This is a genomic window from uncultured Cedecea sp. (assembly GCF_947498825.1).
Classification (GTDB): Bacteria; Pseudomonadota; Gammaproteobacteria; order Enterobacterales; family Enterobacteriaceae; genus JGM124.
Genome location: NZ_CANMLV010000005.1, coordinates 138562 through 153657 on the forward strand (window position 1 = coordinate 138562; position 15096 = coordinate 153657).

Genomic DNA, 15096 nt, shown 5'->3' on the forward strand with positions numbered 1-15096 from the left:
CATACTGAGCTTTCAACGGATGTTTTTTGGTAAACATCCGTAATGATTATGGAAACGAGCGGTAAAGCGCGAACCGGAAAGATAACCGCATTTGAGTGCTATCTCAGCGACCGGTAAACGAGTCGATTGCAGCAGCGACAAAGCACAGGTCATGCGTACCTCTTCAACAATCTGCCGAAAATTTTGACCTTCATTTTGCAGCCGACGCCGTAGAGTCGAAGCCCCCAGAGATAGCTGGCTGGCCACGTCATCAACGCTCCACTGCGTAGCGGGTGCAAACAGAATCAGCTGTCTGACTTGCTCGGTGAGATTAAAGCGCGGTTCAATTAATAATGGCCCCGCCAGCCCCTCTTGATGTAGCACCAGCAATAAACCCATCACCAAATGTTCCTGTACACTCGCGGATAAATCGTTGCGTACCGCATTCAGTACCGCAGACCAGAGATAAGACAGGTCGGAGCTAAAAGGCGCACAAAGCGATGTCAGTTGACCGGGAGTCACACTGCTCAGATATTGCTGCTTAAAACGGCTGAGCAGCTCAGGGGACAACAACAGCAAATCGGAATTAAAAGAACCGTTTTCGGGCTGATTAATAATTTCCAGCGCGGTATTGGCTGGAAGAATAATCAGTGATCGAGATGTCGCGACTAAACGATTCTCATCCTGCACAATCACCTTGCTTCCCTGCGTGACATGGCAAAGTGCAGCGGAGAACAGTTTTACGCGGTGCAAATGATGCAGACGGCTGGAATGAACTTCCGTAGACGTCAGACGATTAAAGCGCACCTGCACCTTTGACACCGCATTAGTTTGCAATTTATCGTCCAAATTTTACCGTCATTTCAGCTTTCGCCAAGGCTGCATTATTTAGCATATACCCTACCATAGCACCGCTCGATTGGTTATCTAATGGTAAACTCTCGGTATTCAACGCCCAGACAGTAAACTGATAACGGTGTGGTTTTGCTCCCGGTGGAGGACAAGCCCCACCAAATCCGGCATAACCGTAATCATTACGCCCTTGCACTGCCCCAGCCGGTAACTGTGGTTTTTCCCTGGCTCCGGCACCTGCTGGCAGACTGGTTGTATTTACAGGAAGATTCACCACGGTCCAGTGCCACCAGCCGCTACCGGTTGGCGCATCGGGATCGTAGGCGGTGACGGCAAAACTTTTGGTTCCTTCAGGCGCATTAGCCCATGCCAGTTGTGGTGAGATATTCTGCCCTGAACACCCAAAATCGTTAAATACTTGCTGCTGCGATAACGGTTTATCACTGCTCATATCGGTACTGGTGATACTAAAATTGTTCGCTGCAAAGCTGCTAACGCTGAACCCCAACAAAGCAGCAGCCGATACTGTAATTATATTTTTCATCTTCGGTTCCACGAGGTAAACAAGATCTTTAGCCTACCGAAGATGCCCGAGTAAAGTTGTGCAGAAAAGCTTTAATTTTATGCCATAACGCTCACTTTAACCTGCCAGCAATACGGTCAATAAAGCTCACTTTATTGCACTGCGCTTTTCTGCAAGTCCATAACCGCTGGTTTTAATCTTTTCAATCACTCTCTGGATCTCTTCGTCAGCAAGAATCGGTGGCTCGCCCAGAGACAGCGCCTGTACATACATTCTGGAAATCGTTTCGACTTCGATAGCCAGCCATAATGCTTTTTCCTGGGTCGCGCCAATCGCTATCTGTCCATGCTGTCCTAGCAGGCATGCATCGCGGCCTTCTAACGCTTTAACCGCAACGTCAGATAACTCCTGAGAGCCAAAGGTGGCATAAGGTGAACAGCGGATAGAGCTTCCCCCGGCCACAGCAATCATATAGTGAAAAGCCGGGATCTCTTTATGGTGTATAGCGAGCGTTGTGGCATACATCGAGTGCGTATGAAGTACCACATTACGTTCTGGACGAGCCGCCAGAATATCACGGTGAAAACGCCATTCTGATGAGGGAATATGCAGACCTTCCCAGCTTCCATCAAATCCCATTTCAACAATATCTTCCGGCTGCATTCGCTCATAGGGCATTGAGCTCGGTGTTATCAGAAATCCACTTTCTGTACGTACCGAGAGATTCCCTGATGTTCCCTGATTAATACCGACTTCATTCATTTTCAGACAGGTACGGACCATAGATTCACGTATATCAAGATGTTTAATTACGTCAGTCGTCATACTGTGTGCTCCGGTAATAAAAATTTTTACGGTCTCGCTCGCGTGAGTGACATATGATATTTCAAAAAAACCTTTGTCAAACAACAAGTGACATATGACCACATTAATGTGACATTTGTCTCTTTCTGCTCAGTTTAAGGTGACGTGGATAGCGTGAAGCAGGCACAATTAAGTCAGTCTTAAAAAATAAACGGATGACAATGATGGAATACCCGATTAATCAGCAGGTTCACGATAAGGTTGCCGACGTTCCCGTTGAATTCGATGGTAATCCATTAATTTGGGCCGCCTGGCTTTACTATGAAGAAGGTATGACCCAGCAGGCCATTGCTGACCTGTTGCATGTATCACGAACCTCGGTAGTGAAAATGCTCCAGGCTGCGCGAGACGAGGGAATCGTCTCAATCAGTGTTGCCCCACAACATCTTGGTGCCGTTCGCGGCGCTCGTGAGCTCAAAGCACGTTATCAGTTAGAAACCGTCATCGTCGTGCCCGATGATGGCGGAGTCGGTCAGGATTATGAACGCATCGGCCGCGCTGCGGGTCGCTATCTCGCCTCGGTTATCAAACCGGAAGATATTCTTGGTGTTTGCTGGGGCAAAACGGTTCTTGCCATGTCTGAAACGGTGCCGGAAATGACCCTCCCCAACCTGACTATCGTCCAGGCTGCGGGTAGTGCGATGGGTGCCTATGAATCATCCACTGAACGCTGTACTGCTAATATAGCCGTCAGATTACATGCTCGTAGTGTCAATCTTCATGCCCCCGGCATTGTTTCCAGTTATGCATTAAAAGAAGCATTAATGGCAGAGAAAAGCATTAAAGAGAAGTTCTCCCTGCTGCACTCCTGCTCGAAAATTGTTTTCGGAATGGCTGATTTAGGCTCACAGAGTATGGCTTTTGCGAGTGGCTATTTAGAAAGAGAAGATGCTCAGCCTTATCTGCATAATGGGGCGATCGGCATGGCAGCAGGGCGATTTTTTGATGCGTCAGGTCAGGCAGTTCTGGGTGAGCTGGATAATAAAATGATAGGGATTACCCTTGAAAAATTAACCCAGATACCCGAGCGTATTTGTATTGCCGGCGGCAAAGATAAAGTCGCCGCCCTTCATGCCCTGTTATCAGGCGGAAATGCCACGGTATTGGTCACTGATGAGAGTACGGCGTTAATGTTGCTCCAGCAGCCTTAACGCAACATAAGTCGTTCCCATACTCTGAGATTACTTGTAAGATTTGCTCATTTGATAGAGCATCGTACTCATATTACATGATAGCCTGGGAGTAAAACATTGTGACTAACCTGCCTCTTTCCACCATTCAAGCTATCACTGTAGCAAAGGCCTATTTTATTGAACGTAAAACCAAAAGTCAGATTGCCGAAGAGATGGCTATCTCACGCTTTCGGGTTGCTCGTTTGATAGATGACGCCATCGAACGCGGATTGGTTAAGTTCGTTATCCAGGACCAGCAAGTTATTGATGTTGAACTGTCGCAGCAAATTAAGAAAAAATTTAATCTCGATGAGGCCGTCGTGCTGGCAGGGCCAGATCTTCCGTCAGGAGCGCTAACTGAACAACTGGGTAAGCTCGGGGCATCGGTTGTTGAAGAAATTCTTAAACCCGGAATGAGTGTTGGCATCGCATCTGGCCGGGTACTTTCCGCCGTGGCAGATGCCTTGAGTGTGCTACCGATGCTTGATGTGGTACAAGCCGCAGGTGCACAACCGGGGATGGAGTTCACACATAATTCGATTGAATTAGTCCATCGTATTGCGGCTATCGGTGGCGGAAAAGCCTACCCAATCTATGTTCCGATGTGGGTCGATAATCCGGAAACTGCACAAAATTTATTACTGGAACCGAGTATCGCTGCAGTACATAAAATGTATGACTCGCTGGATGTATTACTGACGGGAATAGGCTCCTGGTCGCCCGCGGAGTCCTGCATGTTCCATACCTTCCCTGCTGAGTGGAAAAAAGAGGTCTTACAGGCAGGCGTCTGTGCAGATATCTGCACCACGATAATTGACCATCAGGGTGTCGCCATTCCTTCTCCGTTAGATAAAGTGGGTCTGTCTATGGTGGCAGAACAAGTCCGTAAAGTGCGGCAAGTGGTGGCGATTGCTGGTGGTTTGGAAAAACGTGAAGCCATTGCTGCGACGCTAAAAGGCCAGTGGGTCACCACCCTTGTTACCGACGCCGGAGTCGCCCGTTATCTGTTAACCATCTAGAACCCAGCCCCCTTTAAACCTCCTTTTCAATCCGATTTGATAATCTCATCACTGTATTCATGCAACGATAACTTATTGTTGCATGAAAAATGATGCGCTCATTTGATAAGACCATGTGCACACTTGACGCCTGATATCACCAATGTATGTTAGGGATAATCAAATGAGCAAAGAGTGAAATCAAATGAGTAAGCAACTTGATGTCGCAGAAATAGCGCAAAGCGTTATAGAGAATGATCTCCAGGCAGTAAATGCTATCCGCTCCCTGTTTGAGCAACCGGTTTTCCATGATGTTGCGACAGCGATTGCCCGTTGCAAAGGCAAGGTGTTGGTTACCGGAAGTGGCACCAGCGGGGCTGTTGCTCATCGTTCCGCACACCTTTTTTCCGTCTGTGGCACACCCTCATTCTATCTTCCGCCAAGCGACGGGCTACACGGTGGTATGGGCGCCTTGACCTCGGAGGATCTTATCCTCGCTTTCTCAAAGGGCGGCAGTTCACAAGAGCTGAATGATTTTTGTCGCCTGAGCAAGAAATTATGTAAATCACTCATAGTCGTTACCGCCAACCCACACTCTGAGTTTGCACAACTGGCCGACTATGTGCTGACCATTCCTCTGGCGAAAAATTGCGATTTAGGCGGTGTTGTCGCCACGGGCTGTACCCTTTCCTTCTCTGCACTGACTGATGTATTGGTGGAAATCACCCGTCAAATGCGGGGTTATGAGTGGGAGTCATTCTTCTATACTCATCCAGCAGGCGCTGTCGGTAAGCATGCAGAAAATAGTTTAAAACAACTGCATAACTCAACGCAGGGGTAATGACCATGATGCGGGATATTGTTGCGGGAATAGACTCATCGACCCAATCATGCACAGTGATGCTGCGTGATCTGAAAACAGGTGCTGTCGTTGCACAGGCAAGGGCGCCCCATCCACCTTCCACGCCACCTTGCAGTGAACAAAACCCGGAAGTCTGGTGGGAAGCATTGACGACTGCCTTGCATGAACTACGTGACTGGTGGCCTCGAATTGCCGGACTTTCCGTTGGCGGCCAGGGGCATGGATTAGTGATCCTCGATAAAGATGATAATCCGCTACGTCCCGCAAAACTCTGGAATGATACCGAGTCAGCCCCCCAGGCTCGGGAATTATGCTGTCTATTATCCACTGAGCAGTGGGCAACACTAACCGGCTCGGTACCGGGCCCGGCGATGACTATTGCCAAACTCGCATGGACGGAAGAGCACTGTCCGGGATTACTCGCAGCCAGCCAGCGTATTATGCTGCCTTTTGACTATCTGGTGTACAAGCTCAGTGGAAGTTTTGTTACTGAACGTGGCGGCGCATCAGGAACCGGTTATTTCAATCCTTTTGATAACAGCTGGCAGCCGCAACTGGCTGAACTGATTAATCCGGATATTGACTGGCTTGCGCGCTGGCCGACCATTATTCCCTCCAGCCAGCCGGCCGGAAAAGTGATTGCAGCAGCAGGATTTGAGCAATTAACCGGGGCGATTGTCGGTGTCGGTACCGGGGACAACATGTCCGCGGCGTTGGGAATGAATTTGTTGCCAGGGGATATGGCTATCTCTATTGGCACCAGCGGCACGCTCTATGGCATTAGTCCGGAAGGTATTATCGATACCACCGGTACTATCAATGGCTACGCTGATGCAACGGGTCAGTTTATGCCGATGATAACGACGTTAAATGCAGCCAAAGTCACCGATACCTTCCGCCGTATTTTACGCGTCACAACCGCTGAATTTGATGAAATGGCACTGACAGCCACACCCGGTTCCCATGGACTGACGCTACTTCCCTGGCTGGATGGCGAACGTACGCCAAATTTGCCGCATCAGACCGGGCAAATGCATGGCCTTCTGACCACTACCACAGCAAACGATATTGCCCGCGCCGCCATTGAAGGAGTGCTCTGCGGGCTGCTCTCTGGCGGTAAAAAACTCGCGGAACATCACTTTATCAGCGACGGTCGTTTGGTCATTACCGGGGGCGGCGCAAAGTCAAAAGCCTATTGTCAGATACTGGCCGACCTCACAGGTAAAACGGTCTATATCTCCTCTATTGGCGAAACAGCCGCCGCCGGTGCCGCAGTGCAGGCCGCCGCCGCGGTATTAAAATGTAGTAATGCCGAGATGGCTGAACGCTGGAGCTGTCCGCTGGAGGTGGTCGCAGAGCCACAGCATGATAGCCGACATGTCCTTGAACATTACCAGTTATGCGTCAACACCAGTTTGGGAGAATATTAATGAGCACTCAGGACAATACTAAACCCCGGACGAAACCTTTCAGGGTGCCTGCTGAAACAGGGATCGCTGTCGTCTTTATCCTGGTAATGATTGGCGGGTTTATTGCTTCACCCAATTTTTTAACCGTCTCGAATATTATGATCCTGCTTCTTAATGGCGCAGTGATCGCTTTTCTCTGTCTCGGGCAGTCGTTCGTATTACTGACTGGAGGAATCGATCTTTCCTGCGGCTCTATTGTCGCCATGACCTGCGTTGTCGCTGCACTACTAATGGAAAAATTTGGTATCTCCTGGCAATTAACTATCCCGATTGTACTCGCGGTAGGGGCGCTGACCGGTTTTGTTAATGGCTTAATTATTGAGCGAACCGGTGTTCCGCCGTTTATCGTGACCTTTGCCATGATGGGCGTTGCGGCCTCCATTCCACAAATTATTACCGGTGCTGAGTCCATTCGTGTGACCCAGATTGGTTACAGCTTAATTGGTCAGTCAAAACCATTAGGTATCCCCTTCCCGGTTATTGCCTTGCTGATTGCCGTTGTGATTGCAGTTATTTTCTTACGCCGCACCGTTACAGGTACGCACATCTATGCGGTGGGCGGTAATGCTGATGCAGCGCGACTTTCCGGGATCAGTATTCCACGCATTACACTGCTGGTGTATTCCATTTCAGGTCTGTGTGCTGCTTGTGGTGGTTTAATTTACGGTTCAAGACTGATGACCGGCTACCCGACCGCAGGTCGTGGCGATGAACTCTTCTTCTCTATTGCTGGTGCGGTGGTCGGTGGCGTCAGTCTGTTTGGCGGAACCGGGAGCATTATCGGCGCAATGATTGGTGCCATGCTCATCGCCGCCATCTCAAATTTAATGAATGTTATGAATGTCAGTGCCTACTGGCAGCCCCTGGTTATCGGTCTCATCATCCTGTTCGGTGTCACTTTCGATACGCTTCGTTCCTCTAGAAAACTGACACTACCCTGGTTGAAATCGAGGAAAACGCTTCACGCTGCACCCATAAAAAATGAAAACCAAAGTACCTTACAAGAAGGGGATTCACATGCAAAATAGTAAGAAGTTATCAGTCGGCATTTTAATTCTTGCCGCCATCACTGCGCTGTCCGGTTGCAACCGCGAGGAAGATAAGCAGGCCGTAAATGAACCCGCCCAAAAAACGCTGGGAGTCACTTTGCCTAACTTAACTAATCCTTATTACGTGGCGATGAAAAAAAGTTTTGAGGATAGCGCAGCCGCTCAGGGCATCAATGTGAAGATCTCTATTGCAGATAATGACGATGCTAAACAGCTTTCTCAGGTTGAAAGTTTTATTCAGCAGAAGGTTGATGCTGTCGCCGTAAACTGCGTTTCTTCCGGCCCTTGTGTGGCAGGTATCAATCAGCTTAATAAAGCCAATATCCCTGCTTTTACTATCAACTTATTACCTGATAGTGAAAGTATGAAAATACAGAACGTCACTGTCGTACAAGGTGTACAAACAGATCAGCGTGAAGGTGGTCGTTTAATCGGTGAAGCGTTACTGAAAGAAATCGGCCCTGATGGCTCGGCCGTTATCGGTATTGTCGGTGAGCCAACCTCCGTTTCAGCCAATGCTCGTGATGATGGTTTTAAAGAGGCTCTGGCTGCGAATAAAAACGTTAAATTTGTTGCTCTGGTAAACGGTAAAGTTGAAGAGACCACCTCGCTGAAAGTGACTACCGAAATGCTGCAAGGTAACCCAGATATTACTGTCGTATTCTCTGATACCGAACCGGCAGCGATCGGCGCATTAGCCGCAATTAATCAACTGGGTGCAAAAGATCGCGTCAAACTCTATAGCTTTGTTGATAAAGAAGGCGTTAAAGCGATTCAGGAAAATAGCGTGCTGAAAGCGGGCGCGATTCAAGAGCCAGTGAAACTGGCAGAGATACTCGTGGAAAGCGTTAAGAAGAGCCTGAACGGTGAAAAAGTCCCTCAAATGATCAATAACCCGCCGTTATTGGTTAATAAAGATAACGCCGCTGCCGTTATTGGCTCTGCTTATTAATATCTATTCCTAATAATTCAAGTTGCTATATGGCAGCTTGGATTATTCAGGATATTGGCTGCAATTCACCTGAGAAGATTGAAAGATGAATTATATTGCTCAACAAATAAAAATCGGATTTTCTGGTGTACAGGTTTTACATGGTGTTGATTTCTGTGTCGAACCTGGCACTATCCATGGTTTGTTTGGCCATAATGGTGCGGGAAAATCGACATTATTAAAAATTCTCGCGGGGGTTAATACACCAGACAGCGGGGAGCTTTTAATCGGTGATGTACCTGTTCATCTTTCCTCTCCCAGGGATGCATTAAATCAGCGTATTGCCTGTGTTTATCAAGAGCTCAGACTGATCCCGGGCATGAGTGTCTGGCAAAATCTCTTTCTTGGACGAGAGTTAAGAAAAGCAGGGGGATTTTTAGATGAAAAAGGCATGATAGCCCATACAGAAGCCGTTCTGACGGAATATCAGCTTAATTTTCTCCCGACCACTCTGGTGAAAGAGCTTTCTCATCCCGATAAACAGATGCTGGAAGTCGTCACTAACCTTGATCGCGATGCCCGTTTTCTTTTTCTGGATGAACCCACCACGGCTCTGGAAGGCGCTCAGGCTGAAGACTTATTAAATGCCGTTCAGCGCATTGCGAAAGCAAAAAATATTGGCATCGTTTTAGTCTCTCATAAACTGGATGAAGTGCTCCGTGTCTGTGATAAAGCAACGGTAATGTGTGGGGGGAAAGTCATTTATAGCGCAGATAAACTCACGCTCAGTAAAGCGGCAATCGTTGAGGCCATTGTCGGTAATGCTGCCGTTTATGAACAGTCAGCTAATCGGCGTGAGATTATTCGTGGTGCCCAGACACGCCCGTGGCTGGCAATTGAAAATCTAAAAACTGACCGCCTGAAAAATATTAACTTACAGGCTTTCCGCGGCGAAATTTTAGGTGTCTATGGGTTAGTCGGAGCGGGCAGAACCCGTTTATGTCGTACCCTGTTTGGCCTTGAAACCGTGGTGAGTGGCAATATTCAGCTTTCTCATAAGAGTTATCATCCCAGCTCCCCTGCTAAAGCAATACAGTCAGGTATTGCCTATCTGACTGAAGAGCGCAAAAAAGATGGTTTTATTCCTTTAATGTCTAGCTTTGCCAATGCCACCTTGCCGATTTTAAAGCGTTTTCGTCACTTTGGCTGGGTAAATCATGATGCAGCCGAGAACTCTGCTTCAGCCCTGTTAGCAAAAATGAATACTTTAGGAAACTTACACGGACCGATTCGTTCACTTTCGGGCGGTAACCAACAAAAGGTATTGCTGGCCAGGGTCATCGCTCAAAATGCGACTTTGGTGCTACTCGATGAACCGACCAAAGGAGTCGATATCGGAGCCAAAGCCGATATCTATAAAATAATTTATCAGCTAGCTGAAAGTGGTTGTTGTGTAGTAATGGTTTCCAGCGAAGAAGAAGAATTATTAGATGTCGCTGATAACATAACGGTCTTTCGCAATGGCGAATGTGATGGCAGTGTTATTCCTGCACACAATCTTACTCCAGCTGATTTACGTAAGGCCGCCTGGGAAAATGAGGAGGCAACAGTATGAATATTTCAGCCAGTGTTTATGCAGCAGATCCGCTGAATATTGAGCGCGATATTCAAACCGTAATATCAACCATAGATTCACTGCATTTTGATGTTATGGATGGTCATTTTACTCAGGCCTACGGACTCAATATTTCATTATTTTCTCGTTTAAAAACATTTACCAGCAAGCCTATTGATGTCCATCTTATGGTGAACAATCCGGAAGTGTGGGCGGAAAAATTCGCTGCTTTAGGTGCTCGCTGGGTCGCGTTTCATCCTGAGTCTTGTCATCATCCTGAGGCACTGATTCAGGCGATACAAAATAGTGGATCTAAAGCCTATCTCGCTTTTGGTTTAAACAATCAACCGCATGATTATAAACATTTATTTTCTAGTATAGACGGGGTTCTTATTTTAAGCGCTCCTGCAGGTGGTGGGGAATTTGATGTCACTGCTCTGGATAAAATCGCCCAGATCCCCGCCAACTTACCTATCGCTTTTGATGGCAAAATCACCCCAGCCCGCCTTCCCGACTTACGTAAAAATAACGGTGACTTAGCGATTATGGGAGCGGCCATGTGGCCATAAAACGAACAAAAATGGCAGGCGGATTTTAATTTTATGGTAAGCGGTCATATGTATATTTGATATTTATTAAACATACATCCAGCAATAATAAAATATTACTGGCGCCATTAAGACGCATGTTTTAATAATCCAAGAATTTATTTTTACATTCCCTCTTACTTTTTCAATACGCCTCATGGTAAAACTAACAGCAATCAGAATTTAATTATCATGATTTCTGAAGGCTCCCAGTTTATTAGAGAGAAAACGTAGAACATCCAAAAAACTGAAAACACTCTATATATACCTTGAATAATTCAAATTGCTTGTAAGCGCTAAGTTCAGGCAGTCGATGAGCACAGATAAACAGGTATCAGCAACTTGAAGTATGACGGGTATAACCATATATACACGGAGGTATTATATGTCGATTCGAGTCATTAGACGTTGGACTATACGAATTGTATTACTGATCGTTGTCATGCTGCTTACTCTGCTGGTAATAAGAATCTATGATACACAGCGAGGACCAAAACTCGAGCTCTGGCATACCTTTGTTCCAGATGATATGGACGCAGCTGAAATCGATAAATCCGATTGGACCGATTATCTGAAAGCGGAAAAAAAACTTTTCGATGAAGTCAAAACCAATGTCACCGACAAGCTAAATCCTGAAGCCCGGATCCCATCGAACCGTTATTATTCAGGTAGCGATATTTATCCCCCTCATTTTAGTACCGACTGGAATCGTTCTTATATTCTTCATCCCAAGGGAGCACCAAAAGGTGCTGTTGTCTTACTTCATGGACTGACGGATACCCCTTATAGCTTGCGTCATATCGCACAGAATTATAGAGAGCATGGTTATATCGCGATTGGTATTCGCTTACCTGCACACGGCACCGTTCCCGGAGCATTAACGGATGTGAAATGGCAGGATTGGTTAGCTGCGACACGTCTTGCTGTTCGTCAAGCAAGGATCCTTGCAGGTAGTAGTTTACCGCTGCATATTGTGGGTTTCTCAAATGGCGGTGCGCTGGCGATGAAGTATACTCTGGACTCGCTGGAAAACCCGAGGCTGGCGAAACCCGATCGCGTGATTCTGATATCACCCATGATTGGTGTCACAAGCTTTGCACGTTTTGCTGGTGTTGCAGGCTGGCCTGCTGTCTTTCCCGCTTTTGCTAAATCAGCCTGGCTTGGCATCGTACCCGAATTTAATCCCTTTAAATATAATTCATTCCCGGTGAATGGCGGACGGCAGTCTTATCTTTTGACCGCCGCGTTACAGCAACAAATTTCCCGAGATTCCAGAAATAACCGACTTGATGAGCTGCCCCCTATTTTAACCTTCCAGTCATTAATGGACTCAACCGTGAGTACTCGGGCGGTCGTTACTGCCCTGTATAACCACTTACCGAAAAATAACAGTGAAGTTGTATTATTCGATTTAAATCATGCCGCTAATATCGGTCTTTTACTGAGGACCTCTTCTTATACCGCGTTAACCCGTTTATTACCGCCACCGCCGCGAAATTACAGTGTGACTATCGTTACCAACGTTTCACCAGAAAGTGGTGAAACTGTGGCGTTAACGACGCTGGCAGGTCAGGTCAACGAAACCGTTACCCCAACAGGATTAGCCTATCCACCAGATATTTTCTCTTTATCCCATGTAGCCTTACCCTTCCCGATGAGTGATTCACTCTATGGTCGCTATCCCGAAAAGCCCGATCAGTACGGTGCCAGCCTGGGAACCATTACCGCCCGTGGCGAACGTTCAGTATTGAGCGTGGGCATGGACTCCTTGATGCGTATTTCATCAAACCCATTCTATTCGTATATGCTGCAACGTATTGATGACAAAATAGAAAACTCAAATAAGCAATAAGCCTGTAGCTGGAGTAATTCACGTTGCCTGCAGGTATTAAGGGAAACCTACGATAAACATAGATACGCTATGTAATTCGATGGGTAGAACTGAACTCTCAGGCAACGGCAATACGCCATACTCCAGCATTGCAACCCCTGAGTAATTTGAGGTATGACGGGTATATCCACCTTGAGATATATCAGTACATGATAGGAAGCGACCGTCATTTACTATGGCAGATCACAGAGTGTATCTCTGCTCTTTACTGGGCTTGTTCTGACTCAATACTCGCCACCACAGGGTTAGAGCAGAATATTTATCAGCAAAAACTGGCCATCGAAAAAAACAGCTTCATAATTTTCTTAATTTAGATGACGCATTTCATTAACAAATATCGATGATGGCTGAATATACACTCACATGGAGTACGATAGAAAATATTAAGGTTAACGTTGACCGCGTACGATTTATGAGCCTGGAACAAACGTCTCCTCTCCATGGCCTGTATCAACAGCATCTGGATATTTTCTCAGCTATTCAGCAGCCCCGCTTTTATCCACAGGTCCCCATTAATCTCTTACCGCGCTAAGTTCTGCTGTCAACGCCATCCGAGCTGTGGTCAGAAAAAACATTATATGTTGCACGACTTCCTCAGTTACGCGATGCTGTCATTAACAACGGTGATGAGGAGAAGTGCATGACGCCTTGGTTAATTTTTGGTGCCGGTGGTAAAGGTGTGGGCCTGCTAACGACTTTACAGGCGCTAAAGGCATCTCAACCGGTTATCGCCGTTGTCAGAAAGGAAGAGGCCGCCCGCTATCTGCGTGAGCAAGGTGCAACGGTTTTGGTAGGTGATGCCTGTGATGAAGACCTGGTGGCCGAGGCCTGTCAGTTGGCAGGGACAGAAGCAACCGTTATCTCAACCATGGGGGGATCCCAGGACTACCTGGCTCACCGCACTGTGATTAACGCGGCCGAGCAAGCCGGGATCTCACGTATGCTGTTAGTCACGTCTCTTGGCTGCGGGGATAGCTGGGCTTATCTTTCCCCTCGTTATAAAGCCGGATTTGGTCAGGCCGTTCGGGAAAAATCGCTTGCTGAAAGCTGGTTACAAACTAGCACCCTGGATTTTGCAATTCTCCGTCCCGGAGGTCTGCTCCATGGCGAGCCGACAGGTAAGGCGCAACTTTCTCAAGCAGATGACGTGCATGGCCTGGTGATGCGTGCGGATGTGGCCGCAGAAGTGGTTAAACTCGCCAAGAGCCCGGCGCTGAATGGCCAAATCTACAGCATTGTTGAACCTAATCTGAAACCTGCATAAGCAACGAAAAAATTTAGCATTTCTGGCGATACGGTCGATATCCACTTCCCTGGTAGCCGATATCAGGGTAATGATTAATAGTTCCCCTTAGCAAAGAAGGCAAATTATCTTATGTCTGAACATCACTATCATCCCCCGAAAACCTGGGTTTGGAATACCACTGAAGCAGGAAAATTTTCTAACATTAATCGCCCTGTTTCTGGCCCGACACATGAAAAAACCTTGCCTGTTGGTCAGCATCCATTGCAACTCTATTCAATGGGAACCCCCAACGGACAGAAAGTCACTATTCTGCTTGAAGAACTGCTGGCGGCAGGTGTCAGTACCGCTGAATACGATGCCTGGTTAATCAGCATTGGTGCTGGTGATCAATTCTCCAGTGGTTTTGTCGGCGTCAACCCCAACTCAAAAATACCCGCATTACTGGATAATTCCATTAATCCGCCGATCCGCGTATTTGAGTCCGGTGCAATTCTGCTCTACCTGGCAGAAAAATTTGGTCACTTCCTGCCAAAAGATATTCATGCCCGTACCGAAACACTGAACTGGTTATTCTGGCTACAGGGCGCAGCACCTTACCTGGGTGGCGGTTTTGGACATTTTTATCACTATGCACCAGAAAAAATAGAGTACGCCATCAACCGCTTCACCATGGAAGCTAAGCGTCAACTGGATGTCCTGGACAAACAGTTAGCTAAAAACCGCTTCATTGCCGGAGAAGACTACACCATTGCCGATATCGCTATCTGGCCGTGGTACGGTAATTTAGCTCGCGGCGAACTCTATGAGGCTGCTGACTTCCTTGATATCACCTCTTATCGCCACGTTCAGCGCTGGGCAGAAGAAATTGCCAGCCGTCCGGCGGTAAAACGGGGCCGTATTGTTAACCGTGCATGGGGTGAGGTGCAGTTAGCCGAACGTCATTCAGCCTCAGATTTTGACGGACTCGCTCTGTAAATATCCTCTGGCAGATAGCCGTATTCTGTTATCTGCCACACTGTATTTCTGCTCATCGTCTCTCATCTTTTTTATCTCCCAGT

The 15096-nt window shown here is 47.3% G+C and carries 14 protein-coding genes; 11 read left to right on the forward strand and 3 right to left on the reverse strand.

Annotation, left to right across the window (positions count from 1 at the left end):
* Nucleotides 1-12 precede the first annotated feature (12 nt).
* The 3 genes from Q1A40_RS08095 to Q1A40_RS08105 form a co-directional block, all read right to left on the reverse strand.
* The gene (locus Q1A40_RS08095; RefSeq protein ID WP_299999244.1) at nucleotides 13-801 is read right to left on the reverse strand and encodes an AraC family transcriptional regulator; all 789 of its coding nucleotides are present in this window, start codon (nucleotides 799-801) and stop codon (nucleotides 13-15) included.
* Between the two features lie 16 nt (nucleotides 802-817).
* The gene (locus Q1A40_RS08100) at nucleotides 818-1375 is read right to left on the reverse strand and encodes a kinase inhibitor (RefSeq protein WP_299999108.1); all 558 of its coding nucleotides are present in this window, start codon (nucleotides 1373-1375) and stop codon (nucleotides 818-820) included.
* A gap of 126 nt (nucleotides 1376-1501) precedes the next feature.
* Nucleotides 1502-2179: a class II aldolase/adducin family protein gene (locus Q1A40_RS08105; protein WP_299999110.1), complete on the reverse strand. Its 678-nt coding sequence runs from the start codon at nucleotides 2177-2179 to the stop codon at nucleotides 1502-1504.
* A 200-nt stretch (nucleotides 2180-2379) separates the two neighbouring features.
* Between Q1A40_RS08105 and Q1A40_RS08110 the strand changes: the two genes are divergently transcribed.
* The 11 genes from Q1A40_RS08110 to yghU all read left to right on the forward strand — a co-directional run bounded on the left by Q1A40_RS08110 (nucleotide 2380) and on the right by yghU (nucleotide 15013).
* Nucleotides 2380-3369 carry a sugar-binding transcriptional regulator gene (locus Q1A40_RS08110; protein WP_299999112.1) on the forward strand — a complete coding sequence of 330 codons (990 nt, stop codon included), beginning with the start codon at nucleotides 2380-2382 and terminating at the stop codon, nucleotides 3367-3369.
* 101 nt (nucleotides 3370-3470) lie between these two features.
* On the forward strand, nucleotides 3471-4409 hold the full coding sequence (locus tag Q1A40_RS08115; protein ID WP_299999114.1) for a sugar-binding transcriptional regulator: 939 nt from the start codon (nucleotides 3471-3473) through the stop codon (nucleotides 4407-4409).
* A 184-nt stretch (nucleotides 4410-4593) separates the two neighbouring features.
* On the forward strand, nucleotides 4594-5229 hold the full coding sequence (locus Q1A40_RS08120) for an SIS domain-containing protein (RefSeq protein ID WP_299999116.1): 636 nt from the start codon (nucleotides 4594-4596) through the stop codon (nucleotides 5227-5229).
* A gap of 5 nt (nucleotides 5230-5234) precedes the next feature.
* Nucleotides 5235-6680: a xylulokinase gene (gene xylB, locus Q1A40_RS08125; protein ID WP_299999118.1), complete on the forward strand. Its 1446-nt coding sequence runs from the start codon at nucleotides 5235-5237 to the stop codon at nucleotides 6678-6680.
* On the forward strand, nucleotides 6680-7747 hold the full coding sequence (locus Q1A40_RS08130) for an ABC transporter permease (protein WP_299999120.1): 1068 nt from the start codon (nucleotides 6680-6682) through the stop codon (nucleotides 7745-7747). The genes xylB and Q1A40_RS08130 overlap by 1 nt, the downstream gene beginning before the upstream one ends.
* A complete protein-coding gene (locus Q1A40_RS08135; RefSeq protein ID WP_299999122.1) occupies nucleotides 7737-8720 on the forward strand; it encodes a substrate-binding domain-containing protein in 984 nt (327 codons plus the stop codon). Before Q1A40_RS08130 ends, Q1A40_RS08135 begins: the two co-directional genes overlap by 11 nt.
* A gap of 85 nt (nucleotides 8721-8805) precedes the next feature.
* Nucleotides 8806-10314 carry a sugar ABC transporter ATP-binding protein gene (locus Q1A40_RS08140; RefSeq protein WP_299999124.1) on the forward strand — a complete coding sequence of 503 codons (1509 nt, stop codon included), beginning with the start codon at nucleotides 8806-8808 and terminating at the stop codon, nucleotides 10312-10314.
* On the forward strand, nucleotides 10311-10883 hold the full coding sequence (locus Q1A40_RS08145) for a hypothetical protein (RefSeq protein WP_299999126.1): 573 nt from the start codon (nucleotides 10311-10313) through the stop codon (nucleotides 10881-10883). Before Q1A40_RS08140 ends, Q1A40_RS08145 begins: the two co-directional genes overlap by 4 nt.
* Before the next feature lie 403 nt (nucleotides 10884-11286).
* On the forward strand, nucleotides 11287-12753 hold the full coding sequence (locus Q1A40_RS08150; RefSeq protein ID WP_299999128.1) for a carboxylesterase: 1467 nt from the start codon (nucleotides 11287-11289) through the stop codon (nucleotides 12751-12753).
* A 679-nt stretch (nucleotides 12754-13432) separates the two neighbouring features.
* On the forward strand, nucleotides 13433-14056 hold the full coding sequence (locus Q1A40_RS08155; RefSeq protein WP_299999131.1) for an SDR family oxidoreductase: 624 nt from the start codon (nucleotides 13433-13435) through the stop codon (nucleotides 14054-14056).
* A 111-nt stretch (nucleotides 14057-14167) separates the two neighbouring features.
* Nucleotides 14168-15013, forward strand: a complete 846-nt coding sequence (gene yghU, locus Q1A40_RS08160) for a glutathione-dependent disulfide-bond oxidoreductase (RefSeq protein ID WP_299999133.1) — start codon at nucleotides 14168-14170, stop codon at nucleotides 15011-15013.
* Nucleotides 15014-15096 lie beyond the last annotated feature (83 nt).